The sequence below is a fragment of the Streptomyces sp. NPDC048370 genome (assembly GCF_043200825.1).
GTDB lineage: Bacteria > Actinomycetota > Actinomycetes > Streptomycetales > Streptomycetaceae > Streptomyces.
The window spans coordinates 160,105-175,983 of sequence record NZ_JBICYI010000011.1 but is presented as its reverse complement, the minus strand read 5'-3'; the positions used below and the strand labels follow the sequence as shown (position 1 = coordinate 175,983).

Genomic DNA, 15,879 nt, shown 5'->3' with positions numbered 1-15,879 from the left:
AACTAGCAGTGCTAATTAAAGTCTTCACGAAGGTCGGTGGCGCAGTGAACCTGGAGCTCAGCGAGGAACAGGAAGCCGTACGGCGGCTCGCCGAGGATTTCGTCGCCCGCGAGGTCGCCCCGCACGTCGTCGCGTGGGACCGCGCCGAGGACGTCGACCGGTCGATCGTGAAGAAGCTGGGGGCCGTCGGCTTCCTCGGCCTGACGATCCCGGAGGAGTACGGCGGCTCGGGCGGCGATCACCTCGCCTACTGCCTCGTCACCGAGGAGCTCGGCCGCGGCGACTCCTCCGTGCGTGGCATCGTCTCCGTCTCGCTCGGCCTCGTCGCCAAGACCATCGCCTCCTGGGGCGACGAGGACCAGAAGCGCGCCTGGCTGCCCCGGCTCGCCTCCGGCGACGCCATCGGCTGCTTCGGGCTGACCGAGCCCGGCACCGGCTCGGACGCCGGCAACCTCGCCACCAGGGCCGTCCGCGACGGGGACACGTACGTCGTCAACGGCTCCAAGATGTTCATCACCAACGGCACCTGGGCCGACGTGGTCCTGCTCTTCGCCCGTACCGGAGACGCCCCCGGCCACAAGGGCGTCTCCGCCTTCCTCGTCCCCACCGACACTCCCGGCCTCACCCGCCGCACCATCCACGGCAAGCTCGGTCTGCGCGGCCAGGCGACCGCCGAACTGGCCTTTCAGGACGTGCGCGTGCCCGCCTCCGCGATGCTGGGCCCCGAGGGCAAGGGCTTCTCCGTCGCCATGTCCGCCCTCGCCAAGGGGCGCATGTCGGTCGCGGCCGGCTGTGTCGGCATCGCGCAGGCGGCCCTCGACGCGGCCGTGCGCTACGCGGGGGAGCGCGAGCAGTTCGGCAAGCCCATCGCCTCGTACCAGCTGGTGCAGGAGCTGATCAGCGACATCGCCGTCGACGTGGACGCGGCCAGGCTGCTGACCTGGCGGGTCGCCGACCTGATCGACCGCGGCCAGGACTTCGCCACCGCCGCCTCCAAGGCCAAGCTCTACGCCTCCGAGGCCGCCGTGCGTGCGGCGAACAACGCCCTCCAGGTCTTCGGCGGCTACGGCTACATCGACGAGTACCCGGTCGGCAAGCTGCTGCGGGACGCGCGCGTGATGACGCTGTACGAGGGCACGAGCCAGATCCAGAAGCTGATCATCGGGCGGGCGCTGACGGGGGTGTCGGCCTTCTGAGTACGGGGTGACGGACGGTTGAGTACGCGGGCGGATGTGGCGGGTGCCACATCCGCCCGATCCTTACGACCATGAGTGACACACCGGTCAAGCAGCAGAACACGGCCGCCTACTACACGCAGGCCGTCCTCTCCTTCGGGCTCGCGCTCGCCGCCGTGGCCGTCGGCATCTACCAGCTGGACGCGGACGGCTGGGTGCGCGCCTTCCTCGCCATCGCCGTCCTCTACCTCACGACCTCCGCCTTCACCCTCGCCAAGGTCGTCCGTGACCGGCAGGAGGCGGGCCAGATCGTCAGCCGCGTCGACCAGGCCCGGCTGGAGAAGCTCCTCGCCGAGCACGACCCGTTCCAGAAGCTCTAAGCGCTTGCTCAGCTTCGTTGTATGGTGTTCGTCCTGACGACCGGCTGAGATGAGGGCGAGCGATGAGCGCGGCGGACGCGGCGGAGGAGACGCCCGGCGGCGAGGACGCGCCGTGGGGCGAGGTCACGCCCGAGGCGGCCCGGCGGCTGCTCGTCGCGGCCGTCGAGGCGTTCGCCGAGCGCGGCTACCACGCCACCACGACCCGGGACATCGCCGGCCGCGCCGGGATGAGCCCGGCCGCGCTCTACATCCACTACAAGACCAAGGAAGAGCTGCTCCACCGGATCAGCCGCATCGGTCACGACAAGGCCCTGGAGATCCTCAGGGACGCGGCCGACGGCGAGGGCACGGCCGGGGAGCGGCTCGCCGACGCCGTACGGTCCTTCGTGCGCTGGCACGCCGAGCGGCACACCACGGCGCGGGTCGTCCAGTACGAGCTCGACGCCCTCGGGCCCGAGCACCGCACCGAGATCGTGGCGCTGCGCCGGGAGTCCGACGCGACCGTGCGCAGGATCATCGACGAGGGCGTGGCGGCGGGCGAGTTCGACGTGCCGGACGTGCCGGGCACGACCGTCGCGGTGCTCTCCCTCTGCATCGACGTGTCGCGCTGGTTCAACGTCCAGGGCCGCCGGACGCCGGACGAGGTCGGCGCGCTCTACGCCGACCTCGTGCTGCGGATGGTCGGCGCTCAGAAGTAGTAGCGCGAGACCGACTCGGCGACGCAGACCGGCTTGTCGCCGCCCTCGCGCTCCACCGTCACGGTCGCGGTCACCTGGACCCCGCCGCCGGCCTCCGTCACCTCGGTCAGGACGGCCCCGGCGCGCAGCCGCGAGCCGACCGGTACGGGGGCGGGGAAACGGACCTTGTTGGTCCCGTAGTTGAGGCCCATCTTCATGCCCTCGACGCGCATGATCTGCGGGACCAGGGTCGGCAGCAGCGAGAGCGTCAGATAGCCGTGCGCGATGGTCTTCCCGAACGGCCCTTCGGCCGCCCGCTCCGGGTCCACGTGGATCCACTGGTGGTCACCGGTCGCGTCGGCGAACAGATCGATCCGCTTCTGCTCGATCTCCAGCCAGTCGCTGTGCCCCAGCTGCTCGCCGACGGCGGCACGCAGCTCCTCGGCGGAGGTGAAGATCCTCGGCTCAGCCATGTTTCCCTCGTCCCTTCGTGAACCTGTGACTCCTGTTTCTAAGCGCTTGCTCAGCATGTGGGGGTGGGGGGTCCGCTGTCAACGGACAGTAGGGTTCCAGGGGTGCCGCAGATTCCAGAGAAGGTCCATGAACTCACCGTCGGCCAGCTGTCCGCGCGTAGCGGCGCCGCGGTGTCCGCCCTGCACTTCTACGAGACGAAGGGCCTGATCAGCAGTCGCCGTACGAGCGGCAACCAGCGCCGCTACGGCCGTGACACCCTCCGCCGGGTCGCTTTCATCCGGGCCGCGCAGCGCGTCGGCATCCCTCTGGCGACCATCCGCACCGCCCTCGCCGAACTCCCCGAGGAGCGCACGCCCACCAACGAGGACTGGGCCCGGCTCTCGGCGACCTGGCGCACGGAACTGGACGAACGGATCAAGCAGCTCGGCCGGTTGAGGGACCACCTGACCGACTGCATCGGCTGCGGGTGTCTGTCCCTGCGGACGTGCGTCCTGTCCAACCCCGACGACGTGATAGGCGAACAGCTCACCGGCTCGCGCCTGATGGCGGAGCGCAGGAGGGCCTAGGGCCTGTTTCAGGCGCGGGCCAGGCGCGGGCCAGGCGCGGGCCACTCACGACGCCCGCGACGGCGAGGAGGGGCCCACCACCCCCGTGGACGGGCCCCTCGGTCTCGTAACTCCCGAACTCCCGACTCGCGCCGGTCACTCGTACTCGGTGCCGCCCTTGCGGGTCAGGTACGCCGGGCTGACCGCCTTGGCGATGGCGCGGCCGCCGACGACCGGGCTGTACCGCTCCGTGACCGGGCGTATCACGACCCCTTCGCGCAGGTGGAGCTCGCGCCCGGACACGGTCTCCCGCCCGCTCGCCAGCGCGAGCACGGTGTCCCGGTCGTACGGACCCGTGTACAGCCGCGGTACGAGGGGCAGTTCGCCGGCCTCCAGGACCTCGGCGGGGTCCAGCCACCGCACCCGGCCGTCGATCTCGGCCGACACGTCGAAGACCGCGTAACCGAGGTCCTCGCCGCGGGCGTTCGCGCCGTAGCCGAGGTCCTGCACGCCCGCCCCGAAGACCTCGCCGAACAGCCCGACCCGGCGTGCGCCCAGGCGCGCGGCGAGCCGCGCCGCGACCGCGGGGACGTCGTGGCCGAGGACGGCCCGCCAGTACAGGTTCCGCGGATCCTCCTGGAGCGCAAGTCCCTTCGAACCGAAGCCCTTCGAGGAGACCTGGACGCGCCCGTCCTCCGCGAAGTACGTGGCGAGGCAGGCCGATCCGTGCAGCTTCTCCGTCAGGACCACCGGCTCACCGGGCTCGAAGACGTCCGGATACCGCTGGAGGTTCTCGATGTCGACCCACGGCAGCAGATCGGGAGCGGCCTCCACGTCCCCGCTCATCGTCGGCGGGATCGGCGGCACCCACTTCGTGATCCCGAGCAGCTCGGCGAAGTCGGTCCCCGCGGCGGCGGCTGTCGCCAGGTCCACGTCCGCCAGCGCCTTCGGACGGCAGACGATGCCCTGCGACACCTCACCGCGCAGCCGTACCGCCTTGACCCGGTCCGACGCCTTGCCTGCGAGCCGCCCGGTCAGCCCGAGTTCGTCGACGAGCGCGGCGGGAAGCACGGCCTGCTCCGGGATGTAGACGGCGATGTCACCACTGCGGTACGCCCCCTTCGCCACGACGGCGCGGTAGAGGCCCACTTGGGCCAGCTCCAGCGCGTCGGCGTTCGGGTGGGCGTGGACGGCCAGTGTTTCGGCGGTGACGCGCAGCGTCGACATGTCGGTTCTCCGGAGACTCGGTTGGCGTTCTCGTCTCAGGACACTCTGCGGGAGCGGAATTGGGGTGGGCCACCGATTTGCGCTCTGGTACGGTCCCGCCGGCTCGCGCCGCTCAGCAGGGGGCCGCGAGCGCGGCCGCCACCAGCTGGGCGTTGGACTCCGCGTAGCTGCCGTCGGGCAGCGACAGCGTGTCCTCCAGACCGATCCGGGTGTCCAGGCCGCGGCGGCGGGCCAGACGCAGCACCGGCCAGGCGCCGCCGTCCTCGCCGTGGAGGAGGACCGGCCGTCCGTGGGGCGAGTCGGCCAGGGTCGCCAGCAGCGCGAGGGCCGTGGACTCGACGGTCGCTGCGTCGGGATCGGTGACCTCTGCCAGGATCCGCAGCGCCCGGGGAGCCAGGGGCGAGCGGAGGAACCGCTCAGGACCTTCCGTACCGGACCACAGGCCCGCCTCCACGCCCACGCCCCGCTCCAGGAGCGCCGCCGCGAGCTCCTCCGCGCCAGGCTCGTGCCAGTTCACCGACGCGTGGTCGGGCAGGACCGTCCAGGCCCGGACGCGCTCCACGCGCCGCACGGGATCGGGCTCGGCCCAGGCACCCGTGGTCACGCCCACCGGTACGTCGAAGGGGACGGCCTCCCGGATCGCCGCCAGCGTCTCCGCGAGGACCCGGGGCGACAGCGTGTCGCTCCCGCACGGCGTCCTGGGGTGCACATGGACGTCCCGCGCCCCCGCCGCGACCGCCCGCGCCGCCTCCTCCGCCATCGCACCGGGCGACATCGGCACGGCCGCCGAATCCCCGGGCCCCCGGGTCCCGTTCAGACAGACCTGGATCACCATGTTCCCCCGTGGCCCCCGTTGCCCCCGCTGCTCATGACGCACCACTGTTCACGACGACGCACCACTGCTCAGGACGTACCGCGGTTCACGACGTACCGCCACTCGTCACGCGCGGTCGCTCACGACACACCGCGGCTCTTCACGCACCGTTCCTCATGCCACCGACGCGAGCCGGGACACCGCTCCTCCTCGGGCCCGCGCCAGCGCGCCGGTCGTCAGCACCGCCCGGGGCACGACCACACCGCACTCCCCGCACACCGGGCCGAACCACGGCTCGTCGGCCAGATCCGGCCGCCAGTCGATACGGTCCCCCGCGCACACCGGGCAGTGCTCCCCGGGCGCGGACTCCAGGGCGGTGATCAGCCGCCGCAACACCTCGGCCAGCGGCTCCGAGGGATGGACCGCCGGGTCGTCGCAGCGCGCGACCCCGTTGCCGCCCCACGTCCGCCGGTGCCAGTCGTCGAGCGCGCCCGGCCGGCGCAGCCCCTCGTGCTTCTCGCGCCGCCGTCGCGCCGCGAACTCCTTCTCGTACGCGAGCCAGACCGCCCGCGCCTCCTCCAGCTCCTCCAGCGCGGCCACCAGCCGCCCTGGATCGAGCTGCCGGTCCTCGGGCCCGAACCTGTGCCTGCGGCACAGGTGGTCCCAGGTCGCGCGGTGCCCGTACGGCGCGAACCGCTCCAGGCACTTGCGCAGCGAGTACCTCCGCAGCGCCGTATCACTCCCCGGATCACGCACCTGTCTCGCAAGACTCCGGAAACCCGCCATCGCTCCGCACCTCCGTCGCTGGTACTTCGGCGTCAAGGACGTTATGGAATGGACGAACGACCGGCCCTTCGTGTTCCATCGAAAATTCGATGGGGCCCATCAGAGGCGCCCGCGGGAGACCTGTTGCAGGACGTACCAGGGGTGTCCCCCAGGAGTACTAGGAGGTCCCGCGGCCGATACGCCCCGCCGACGCCACCACCGCGGCCAGCTCCGGGTGGCAGATGTCACTGTGTTCGGAGACCACCTCCGCCACGTCCACGTTCACGCAGCCCGATGTCGGGAGGTCGTCGCGCAGGGCACGGGACAGGGGGAGGGTGGGGGTGTTCGGGACGGCCTGGGTGCCGTCGTGGCCGATGGCCTGCCAGCGTCTGTCCGTGCCGAGCAGGGAGTCGGCGTCCCTGGCCAGCCGGGAGGCCAGCGGGTAGAAGACCCGGAGTGCGGTGTCGTGCCGTGAGTAGCAGGCCACCACGGGGCCGTCGACCCGTCGCTGCAGATCGCGCAGTGCGCCGCCCCGCCCCGGCTCATGGGGGAGCCGCGCCGCGAACGCGTAGTGCGAGAAGGCCCCTTGGATCAGGGTCACCGACGCCACGTTCCGCGCCCCGGAGGGCAGCCCGCGCAGGGCGTGGCCGACGAGGCGGGCGCCGAAGCTGTGTCCGACGAGATGGATCCGCAGGTCGGGGGAGGAGCGGGCCACCTCGCCGAGCAGCGGGCCGAGCCCGCGCTCGCCGACGGCGCCGGCCCGGCGCTTCATCGTGTAGTACGTGGCCTGGCGCAGCGCCTCCTTGGCGCCCTTCCAGTACCGGGTCAGCCTGCCGCCGAACGCCTCGCGCGGGGTCGGTACGGTTCCAGGCCCCGCCACCTCCTCCAGCGCGTCGGTGAACATCGCGCAGACGGCGACCGTGTCCGCGAGCAGGAAGTCGGGCACGTCGTCGCCGCCGTCACCGAAGCTGTGCGAGCCGTCCGTCTCCGTCAACGTCCGCAGCAGCGCCCCGAATTCGGCGAACGCCCCCTCCTCGTCCGGCTGCTCCCCGAGCAGCGCGGCGAGCCGCCCCACCACCGCCTCCTTGCCCGGATACAGGGCGGCCACGGACTCGAAGTCCGGTATCGGCTCGTCCGAGAACATCATCGACGGCCACACCACCCCCACGTACCCCACCCGCACATCGGGCCGCACGGTCTGCGGGAAGGGGGCGAAGAACGCCGAGGAGAGGCGATGGGCCACGGAGGGCGTGTTGTTCCACCCGTGGGCGAACGCCACCACATCCGTGACCCCTCGGGCGGCCAGGCCCGCGAGCGCCTCGCGCTGCCCGGCCGCCCCGTCGCCGTCCTTGTCGAAGGTGATCTCCCGGTACGGCTCCACACTCATCCCGGCCATGGTCTGCCCGTCCCTCCGCGTCGAGGAAGCCCCTGGGGGAGGCTCCTGGGGAGCTCCCCGGGGAAGCTCTGCCCGCGTCAGCATCCTGCGCGCACGGAGGGACGACCAGGCTTTCAGCGCAGGCGGGCCGCGGAGACTTCGGGGAAGTGGACGAGCAGGTCGTACGACGTGGCGAGCCGGACCGCCGCCTGGTTGCCGGGCCACGGGTACGCGGTGCCGACCAGCCAGGCAGGCCGGTGCACGTCGAGCCAGCTCCGGGCGGCGGGCGTCGTGGCGCGCAGGTCCAGGTAGAAGGGGCGCGGCGACACCCGGTCCAGGGTCTCGGCGCTGCTGTCCCCCGCGCCGGGCAGCCCGACCGTGAAGCTCCTGATCGGCTCGCCCGGCGCCTCGGTGTCGTGCGCGTTGAACGATCCCTTCCCGAAGGAGGCGCCCATGCTCACGTAGTCCCGGCCCAGCGCGTCGCGCAGGAACGCGCCCTGGAGACGCGGGTACTGGTCCGGCTTGGTCGTCTCGTAGCCGACGTGCCCGTTGTGCGCGGACAGCACGATCCGGTCGCCCGTCGCCCGCTGCCACCACACGGTGTTCTCGGCCATGATCCGGTCGCGGTAGAGCATCGCGTCGGCGACCCCCGTGCCCGTCATGTCGTGCGCGTACTCCGTGCCGACCTGGGCGATCGCCCGGGCGTGCTGGACCATCCAGCGGTGTTCCTCGCGGTCACGGCCCGGCTTCTGACGTTCGAGAAGGGTCAGCGCGCGGTTCACGTCCGCCGCCGTCCGCCGCCGCTCCTCGCCCGGCTTGGTGAGATACGCGTTCATCCACGCGTCGACCTCGCCGACCGGCCGCGAGGCCCGGTACAGCTCCTGGAAGCGCGGCAGCAGCCGCGGGTAGGTGCGGGACACGTATCCGGTGACCGTGTCGAAGAGGTTCGTTCCGGCGTAGCCGAGGTCGTTGCCCATGAACCGCACCTGGTGGTCCGGGTGGCGCAGATTGTGCTGCCGCATCCAGGTGATCAGGTCGAGGTACTCCTCGGTGTTCCAGAAGCGGTACGCGTTCTGGAACTCGTCGCGCATGATCCGGCGCGGATCGCCCTTGCCGAACCGTACGTAGTCGTCGAGCAGCAGCCCCGTGGACCAGTTGGCCTCAAGGGCGAAGGTGGTGAAGCCCTTCTTCTCCACCAGGTGTTCGAAGATCCGGTGCTTGGTCTCGAAGAACTCGCCCGAACTGTGGGTCGCCTCGCCGATCCCGAGCACCTTGGCCGAGCCGATCATCCGGTCCAAGGGGCGCAGGTCGACCAAGGGCCGGGCGCTGTGGGCGAGTTCACGGGCGGGGTCGGGCGTCGCCGTCGGGGCGTCCGCCCGCGCGGCGGGGGCGAGAGCGGCGAGGCAGAGCGCCACGACCGCCCCCACCAGCGGTAACCGACGTCGTGCAGAGGTGTGCGTGTTCATGGATCAAGCCTGTCTGCCACGGCTCCGCCCCGGCCAACCTGCCAACACCCCGGCCCGTACGGGGGTTTGCCCCACCCGTCACCGGTACAGCAGGTACTCCCTGCGTACCGCGCGGAACTTGGCCAGGTCCGCACCCCACGCCCCCACCACCTCGTCCGTGTCCGCGCCCGCGTCGATCAGCGTCCGCACCCGCGTCGAGCCCGTCAGCTTGTCGATCCAGTTGTCCGGGCGCCAGGCGAAACCGCTCCACGCGCGCGTGGAGCTGACGAGGAGCCCGATCCCGGTCCGTACGGGGTCGAAGGCCGCCCGGTCGTGCACCTGCACCTGGACCCCGCCGACCGTCTTCCCCTGGAACTTGGAGAACGTCGGGGCGAAGTACGCCTCCCGGAACCGCACCCCGGGCAGCCCGAGCGCGTTCGCGGCCTCCGCCCACCTCCGGTCGATCCCCTCCGCGCCGAGCAGCTCGAAGGGGCGGGTGGTGCCGCGCCCCTCGGAGAGGTTGGTCCCCTCGAAGAGGCAGGTGCCGGAGTAGACGAGCGCGGTGTCGGCCGTCGGCATGTTCGGGCTCGGCGGCACCCACGGCAGCCCGGTCGCGTCGAAGAAGTCCGAGCGCCGCCACCCCGACACCCGTACGGTCTCCAGCTCCACCGGCCGGGCCAGGAACTCCCCGTTGAACAGCAGCGCCAGCTCCGCCACCGTCATCCCGTGCGCCTGCGCGATCGGCTCGCGTCCCACGAAGGTCGCGAACGCCCGGTCGAGGACCGGGCCGAGCGCGGCCCGCCCGGTCACCGGGTTCGGCCGGTCGAGCACGACGAACCGTTTCCCCGCCAGCTCGGCCGCCACCATGCAGTCGTAGAGCGTCCAGATGTACGTGTAGAACCGGGCGCCGACGTCCTGGATGTCGAAGACGACGGTGTCCACGCCCGAGGCCGTGAAGACGTCCGCGAGCGGCTGCCCGCTCTTCAGGTACGTGTCGTAGACGGGTAGCCCGGTCGCGGGGTCGTCGTAGCGGCCCTCGGAGCCGCCGGCCTGCGCGGTGCCCCGGAAGCCGTGCTCGGGGCCGAACACCGCCACCAGGTCCACCCGGTCGTCGGCGTGCATGACGTCCACGATGTGGCGGACGTCCGCCGTGATACCCGTCGGGTTGGTGACGACGCCGACGCGCTCCCCTGCGAGCGCCCGGTACCCGTCGGCGGCCAGCCGCTCGAATCCGGTACGGACCCGCCGACCGCCCTCGTGCGCCTCGTGCGCCTCGGCCGCAGGGGCGGCCACCGCTGCCGGGGCGGCCAGCGCGCCGGCCCCGAGGGCGCCGCCGGCGGCCAGCAGTCCGCGTCTCGACAGGCTCGACAGGCTCGACAGGCTCATGAGGAATCCTCCTTGATCGCCTTCCCTGGCATGGCCACGCACGCTAGCGCGCCTGACCGCCCCAGGGAACGAGGCGTGCGCACGGGACTTTCGCGACGACATACCGACTGGTTAGTCTGCCCGTACTGTCGCAACGGAGAGGCGGGGGCCGATGAGTACGGTGCAGGGTTCTGGAGTGGTCGTCACGGGAGCGGGCGGCGGGATCGGAGCCGCGCTCGCCCGCCGCTTCGCCGCCGAGGGCGCCCGGGTCGTCGTCAACGACCTCGACCCCGACCGCACCAAGGCCGTCGCCGAGGAGATCGGCGCCACCGCCGTCCCCGGCGACGCCTCGGCGATCGTCGAGGAGGCCCGCGAGGCCCTCGGCGGCACCGTCGACGTGTGGTGCGCCAACGCCGGACTCGCCTCGGGCGGCGACGCCTTCGCCGACGAGGCCGTCTGGGCCGCCGCCTGGGACGTCAACGTGATGGCCCACGTCCGCGCCGCCCGCGCCCTGCTGCCCGACTGGCTGGAGCGCGGCAGCGGCCGCTTCGTCTCCACCGTCTCCGCCGCGGGCCTGCTCACCATGGTCGGCGCGGCGCCGTACAGCGTCTCCAAGCACGGCGCGTACGCCTTCGCCGAGTGGCTCTCCCTCACCTACCGCCACCGGGGCCTCAAGGTCCACGCGATCTGCCCGCAGGGCGTCCGTACGGACATGCTCACCGCCGCCGGATCCGCCGGCGAGCTCGTCCTCGCTCCGACCGCGATCGAGCCCGAGGACGTCGCCGACTCCCTCTTCGACGCCATCGAGTCCGACCGCTTCCTGGTCCTCCCGCACCCCGAGGTCGCCGACTTCTACCGGGCGCGAGCCGCCGACCCCGAGCGGTGGCTCGGGAACATGAACCACATCCAGCGGAAGTGGGAGGGAACCCCCCGCATGACCTCGACCGAGCCCGCAGAGCCCGCAGAGCCCGCCGAGCCCGCCGAGTCCGTCTACGCCGCCAAGCCCTGGCTCGCCCAGCTCACCGAGGTCCAGCGCGCCCCGATATCCCCGCCGGCCACCCCGCTGCACGCCTTCCGCGCCGCCGCCGCCCGCGCCCCCGAACACCCGGCCCTCGCCTACTTCGACGGCCGGCTGACCTACCGCGAGACCGACGCGCTCTCCGACTCGGTCGCCGGACACCTCGCCTCCCGGGGCCTGGCCGCCGGCGACCGGGTCGCGATCATGCTCCAGAACAGCCCGCACTTCGTCCTCGCCCTGCTCGGCGCCTGGAAGGCGGGCGCGACCGTCGTCCCGCTCAACCCGATGTACAAGGCGGGCGAGGTCGGGCACGCCCTCCGCGACTCCGGAGCCACCGCCCTGGTCTGCTCCGACCGTGCCTGGGCGAGCTTCCTGCGGGAGGCCGTGGCCGACACCCCCGTACGGATCGCCCTCACGGCCTGCGAACGTGAGCTCCAGACCCGCGACGACCCGCGCGTCCTCGCCTTCGAGCCGGTGGAGACGGACGTCGAGGACCTCCTCGCCGTCGCCCTGACCGGCCACCCCGCCCCCGAGGGCCGGGAGCCCTCCGCCGAGGACGTGGCCCTGATCAGCTACACCTCGGGCACCAGCGGCACCCCCAAGGGCGCCCTCAACCTCCACCGGGGCATCGCCTACAACGCCGAACGCCAGCGCACCGGCCATCCCGTCCCCGAGGGCGGGAGCTACTTCGCGCTCGCCCCGCTCTTCCACATCACCGGCCTGGTCTGCGAGCTGGCCGCCTGCTTCGGCAACGCGGGCACGCTCGTCCTCGCCTACCGCTTCGACGCCGGCGTCGTCCTCGACGCCTTCCTGGAGCACCGGCCCGCCTACACCGTCGGCCCCTCCACCGCCTTCATGGCTCTCGCCGCGCACCCCGGCGCGACCCGCGACCACTTCTCCTCGTTCCTCGTCGTCTCCTCGGGCGGCGCCCCCGTCCCACCCGCCCTGGTGGAGAAGTTCCGTGCGGGCTTCGGCCCGTACATCCACAACGGCTACGGGCTCACCGAGTGCACCGCCCCCTGCGCCGCCGTGCCGCCCGAGAAGGAGGCCCCGGTCGACCCCGCCTCCGGCACCCTGTCCGTCGGCGTCCCCGGGCCGGAGACGGTCGTCCGGATCCTCGACGAGAACGGCGCGGAGGTGCCCTTCGGCGAGCACGGGGAGATCGCCGTGCGCGGCCCGCAGGTCGTCCCCGGCTACTGGCGGCTCCCCGAGGCCACCGACGCCACGTTCCCCGAAGGGGAACTGCGGACCGGGGACATCGGCTTCATGGACGCGGACGGCTGGCTCTACGTCGTCGACCGCAAGAAGGACATGATCAACGCCTCCGGCTTCAAGGTCTGGCCGAGGGAGGTGGAGGACGTCCTCTACACCCACCCGGCCGTCCGCGAGGCCGCCGTCGTCGGCATCCCGGACGCCTACCGGGGCGAGACGGTCAAGGCGTACGTGAGCCTGCGCCCGGGCAGCCCCGTCGAGCCCGCCGAGCTGTCCGCGTACTGCGAGCAGCGGCTCGCCGCGTACAAGTACCCGCGCGAGGTCGAGATCCTGGCGGAGCTGCCCAAGACGACAAGTGGGAAGATCCTCAGGAGGGAACTCCGTTCCCACCGGTAGACACGACACACATCACGACACCCACGGTGATCACGAGAGAGGCGGCGGCGCATGGCCAGGACGACGGACGGGAGCGGTACCCCCGTCCCCCAGAGGCTGCTGGCCGCCGCCACCCGGCTCTTCGCGGAGCAGGGTTACGACCGCACCTCCGTCCAGGAGATCGTGGAGGCGGCGGGCGTCACCAAGGGCGCGCTCTACCACTACTTCGGCTCCAAGGAGGACCTCCTCCAGGAGGTCTACTCCCGAGTGCTGCGGCTCCAGCAGGAGCGGCTCGACGCCTTCGCGGACGCGGACGCCCCGGTCGAGCAGCGGCTGCGCGACGCCGCCGCCGACGTCGTGGTGACCACCATCGACAACCTCGACGACGCCTCGATCTTCTTCCGTTCGATGCACCACCTCAGCCCGGAGAAGAACAAGCAGGTGCGGGCCGAGCGGCGGCGCTACCACGAGCGCTTCCGCGCCCTCATCGAGGAGGGCCAGCAGTCCGGGGTCTTCTCCTCCGCCACCCCGGCGGACCTGGTGGTGGACTACCACTTCGGCTCCGTCCACCACCTCTCCACCTGGTACCGCCCGGACGGCCCGATGACGCCGCAGCAGGTCGCCGACCAGCTCGCCGACCTGCTGCTGCGCGCCCTGCGGCCGTAACACGCCCTACAGGTACTTCTTCAGCTCCCGCCGGGCCAGCGACCGCTGGTGCACCTCGTCCGGTCCGTCCGCGAGCTTCAGCGTCCGCGCGCCGGCCCAGAGTTCCGCCAGCGGGAAGTCCTGCGAGACGCCTCCCGCGCCGTGCACCTGCACGGCCTTGTCGAGGATGTCGACCACCGCGCGCGGGGTCGCGATCTTGATGGCCTGGATCTCGGTGTGGGCGCCCCGGTTCCCCACGGTGTCCATCAGCCAGGCCGTCTTCAGGACGAGCAGCCGCAGCTGCTCGACCGTCACCCGGGCGTCCGCGATCCAGTTCTGCACGACGCCCTGCTGGGCGATCGCCTTGCCGAAGGCGGTACGGGAGACGGCCCGGCGGCACATCAGCTCGATCGCCCGCTCGGCCATGCCGATCAGCCGCATGCAGTGGTGGATCCGGCCGGGCCCGAGCCGGGCCTGGGCGATGGCGAAGCCGCCGCCCTCCTCGCCGATCAGGTTCGCCGCGGGCACGCGCACGTCGTGGAAGACGACCTCGGCGTGACCGCCGTGGGAGTGGTCCTCGTACCCGTACACCTGCATCGCCCGGCGCACCTCCACGCCGGGGGTGTCGCGGGGCACGAGGACCATCGACTGCTGGCGTCGGATGTCGGCGCCGTCGGGGTCGGTCTTGCCCATCACGATGAAGATCTTGCAGTCGGGGTTCATCGCCCCGGAGATGTACCACTTGCGGCCGTCGACCACGTAGTCCTCGCCGTCGCGCAGGATCCGCGTCTCGATGTTCGTCGCGTCCGAGGAGGCCACCTCGGGCTCCGTCATCGCGAACGCCGAGCGGATCTCCCCGGCGAGCAGCGGCTCCAGCCACTGCTTCTTCTGCGCCTCGTCGCCGAACTGGGCGAGCACCTCCATGTTCCCGGTGTCGGGCGCGGCGCAGTTGAGGGCGGTCGGCGCCAACTGCGGGCTGCGGCCGGTGATCTCGGCCAGCGGCGCGTACTGGAGGTTGGTCAGACCCGCTCCGTGCTCGGAGTCCGGGAGGAAGAGGTTCCACAGGCCCTGGCGGCGGGCCTCGGCCTTCAGGTCCTCCACGATCTGCGGGGTGTCCCACGGCGAGGCGAGCAGCGCCCGCTGCTCGTGGGCGGTCCGCTCGGCGGGGTGGACGTGCTCGTCCATGAAGGCGAGCAGCTTCTCCCGCAGCTCCTCGGTGCGCGCGTCGAATGCGAAGTCCATGGCGGATCAGCCTTCCTGGAGGGTGGTGAGGCCGTGCTCGATGAAGACGGGGACGAGTTCGCCGATGCGGTCGAAACCGGCGCCGACGGTCTGGCCGAGCGTGTACCGGTAGTGGATGCCCTCCAGGATCACGGCGAGCTTGAACCAGGCGAAGGCCGTGTACCAGGAGATGGCGGAGGTGTCGCGGCCCGAGCGGGCGGCGTACCGCTCGATCAGCTCGGCGGGGTCCGGGTGGCCCGCGGCCGCGGCGGTCGTGGAGACGGGGGAGTGCGGCAGGTCGAGCTTCGCGCTGTACATCGCGAGCAGGCCGAGGTCCGTCAGCGGGTCGCCGAGCGTGGACATCTCCCAGTCCAGGACGGCCTTGATCCGGTCGTCCTCGCCGATCAGGACGTTGTCCAGGCGGTAGTCGCCGTGGACGACGGCAGGGGCGGCGGAGGCCGGGAGGGCGCGGCCGAGCGCGGCGTGCAGCTCGTCGATGCCCGCGAGCTCGCGGTTGCGGGAGGCGTCGAGCTGCTTGCCCCAGCGGCGCAGCTGCCGGTCGAGGAAGCCGTCGGGCCGCCCGAAGTCGCCGAGACCCACCTCGGCCGGGTCCACGGCGTGCAGGTCGACGAGCGTGTCGACCAGGCCGAGGACGGCCTCGCGGGTGCGCTCGGGGCCGAGCGGCGCGAGCTGTTCGGCGGAGCGGTACGGGGTGCCGGCGACGAACTCCATGACGTAGAAGGGCGCCCCGAGCACGGAGTCGTCCTCGCAGAGGAGAACGGTCTCCGGGACGGGGACGGCCGTCGAGTGCAGCGCGCTGATGACCCGGTGCTCGCGCTTCATGTCGTGCGCGGTGGCGAGGACATGGCCGAGCGGAGGCCGGCGTACCACCCAGCGGTCGGTGCCGTCGGAGACGACGTACGTCAGGTTCGACCGGCCGCCCTCGATCAGCCGGGCGTCGAGGGGGCCGCGCGCGAGTCCCGGCCGTTCCCGGTCGAGGAATCCGCGCAACTGCTCGGGGTCGAGACCTGGTGGCTGGGCTGAACTCATCGTGCGTACCTCCGGGGACGGGGGACCGGTCGGCGTTCATGATGACCGACCAGTCGGTATGTCGTCCAGGGTTCGCGGGGGAAAGTGGTGCCGCCGGTCTGGTCGTGGGTCGCTCC

15 protein-coding genes and 1 pseudogene are annotated in these 15,879 nt (G+C 72.1%); 7 read left to right on the top strand and 9 right to left on the bottom strand.

The features are described from left to right. The first annotated feature begins 44 nt into the window (after positions 1–44). The 3 genes from ACGFYP_RS23770 (at position 45) to ACGFYP_RS23760 (ending at position 2,253) form a co-directional block, all read left to right on the top strand. Complete coding sequence (locus ACGFYP_RS23770) at positions 45–1,196, top strand: acyl-CoA dehydrogenase family protein (RefSeq protein ID WP_393496915.1); 1,152 nt, start codon at positions 45–47, stop codon at positions 1,194–1,196. 71 nt (positions 1,197–1,267) lie between these two features. Next, positions 1,268–1,555, top strand: a complete 288-nt coding sequence (locus tag ACGFYP_RS23765; RefSeq protein WP_361969884.1) for a YiaA/YiaB family inner membrane protein — start codon at positions 1,268–1,270, stop codon at positions 1,553–1,555. 62 nt (positions 1,556–1,617) lie between these two features. Next, on the top strand, positions 1,618–2,253 hold the full coding sequence (locus ACGFYP_RS23760; RefSeq protein ID WP_361969887.1) for a TetR/AcrR family transcriptional regulator: 636 nt from the start codon (positions 1,618–1,620) through the stop codon (positions 2,251–2,253). Here ACGFYP_RS23760 and ACGFYP_RS23755 read toward each other — a convergent pair. Continuing rightward, positions 2,244–2,705, bottom strand: a complete 462-nt coding sequence (locus tag ACGFYP_RS23755; protein ID WP_393496910.1) for a MaoC family dehydratase — start codon at positions 2,703–2,705, stop codon at positions 2,244–2,246. The genes ACGFYP_RS23760 and ACGFYP_RS23755 overlap by 10 nt on opposite strands. Positions 2,706–2,807: 102 nt before the next feature. Here ACGFYP_RS23755 and soxR point away from each other — a divergent pair, with 102 nt between their 5' ends. Further along, entirely contained in the window at positions 2,808–3,272 is a 465-nt protein-coding gene (gene soxR / locus ACGFYP_RS23750; protein WP_393496907.1) for a redox-sensitive transcriptional activator SoxR, read from the top strand. Positions 3,273–3,407: 135 nt separating this feature from the next. Here soxR and ACGFYP_RS23745 read toward each other — a convergent pair whose 3' ends face one another. The 6 genes from ACGFYP_RS23745 to ACGFYP_RS23720 all read right to left on the bottom strand — a co-directional run bounded on the left by ACGFYP_RS23745 (position 3,408) and on the right by ACGFYP_RS23720 (position 10,263). After that, the gene (locus tag ACGFYP_RS23745) at positions 3,408–4,478 is read right to left on the bottom strand and encodes an RNA ligase (ATP) (RefSeq protein ID WP_393496904.1); all 1,071 of its coding nucleotides are present in this window, start codon (positions 4,476–4,478) and stop codon (positions 3,408–3,410) included. 112 nt (positions 4,479–4,590) lie between these two features. Continuing rightward, entirely contained in the window at positions 4,591–5,310 is a 720-nt protein-coding gene (locus tag ACGFYP_RS23740; RefSeq protein WP_393497204.1) for a 3-keto-5-aminohexanoate cleavage protein, read from the bottom strand. A gap of 156 nt (positions 5,311–5,466) precedes the next feature. Next, positions 5,467–6,078, bottom strand: a complete 612-nt coding sequence (locus tag ACGFYP_RS23735) for a hypothetical protein (protein ID WP_393496901.1) — start codon at positions 6,076–6,078, stop codon at positions 5,467–5,469. A 157-nt stretch (positions 6,079–6,235) separates the two neighbouring features. After that, a complete protein-coding gene (locus ACGFYP_RS23730) occupies positions 6,236–7,453 on the bottom strand; it encodes a serine-threonine protein kinase (RefSeq protein ID WP_393496899.1) in 1,218 nt (405 codons plus the stop codon). A gap of 113 nt (positions 7,454–7,566) precedes the next feature. Next, positions 7,567–8,898, bottom strand: a complete 1,332-nt coding sequence (locus ACGFYP_RS23725) for an erythromycin esterase family protein (RefSeq protein ID WP_393496896.1) — start codon at positions 8,896–8,898, stop codon at positions 7,567–7,569. 78 nt (positions 8,899–8,976) lie between these two features. Continuing rightward, positions 8,977–10,263, bottom strand: a complete 1,287-nt coding sequence (locus ACGFYP_RS23720) for an exo-beta-N-acetylmuramidase NamZ domain-containing protein (RefSeq protein ID WP_393496893.1) — start codon at positions 10,261–10,263, stop codon at positions 8,977–8,979. 151 nt (positions 10,264–10,414) lie between these two features. On the opposite strand from ACGFYP_RS23720, the pseudogene ACGFYP_RS23715 reads away from it, so the two are divergent. The 3 genes and pseudogenes from ACGFYP_RS23715 to ACGFYP_RS23705 form a co-directional block, all read left to right on the top strand. Then, positions 10,415–10,969: pseudogene (locus tag ACGFYP_RS23715) on the top strand (SDR family oxidoreductase); the annotation flags it as partial. Positions 10,970–11,176: 207 nt separating this feature from the next. Then, entirely contained in the window at positions 11,177–12,868 is a 1,692-nt protein-coding gene (locus ACGFYP_RS23710) for an AMP-binding protein (RefSeq protein WP_393497201.1), read from the top strand. A 51-nt stretch (positions 12,869–12,919) separates the two neighbouring features. Then, complete coding sequence (locus ACGFYP_RS23705) at positions 12,920–13,513, top strand: TetR/AcrR family transcriptional regulator (RefSeq protein ID WP_361969918.1); 594 nt, start codon at positions 12,920–12,922, stop codon at positions 13,511–13,513. A 6-nt stretch (positions 13,514–13,519) separates the two neighbouring features. Here ACGFYP_RS23705 and ACGFYP_RS23700 read toward each other — a convergent pair whose 3' ends face one another. Further along, a complete protein-coding gene (locus ACGFYP_RS23700) occupies positions 13,520–14,734 on the bottom strand; it encodes an acyl-CoA dehydrogenase family protein (protein WP_393496890.1) in 1,215 nt (404 codons plus the stop codon). 6 nt (positions 14,735–14,740) lie between these two features. Further along, positions 14,741–15,763 carry a phosphotransferase family protein gene (locus ACGFYP_RS23695; protein ID WP_393496887.1) on the bottom strand — a complete coding sequence of 341 codons (1,023 nt, stop codon included), beginning with the start codon at positions 15,761–15,763 and terminating at the stop codon, positions 14,741–14,743. Between the last annotated feature and the right edge of the window lie 116 nt (positions 15,764–15,879).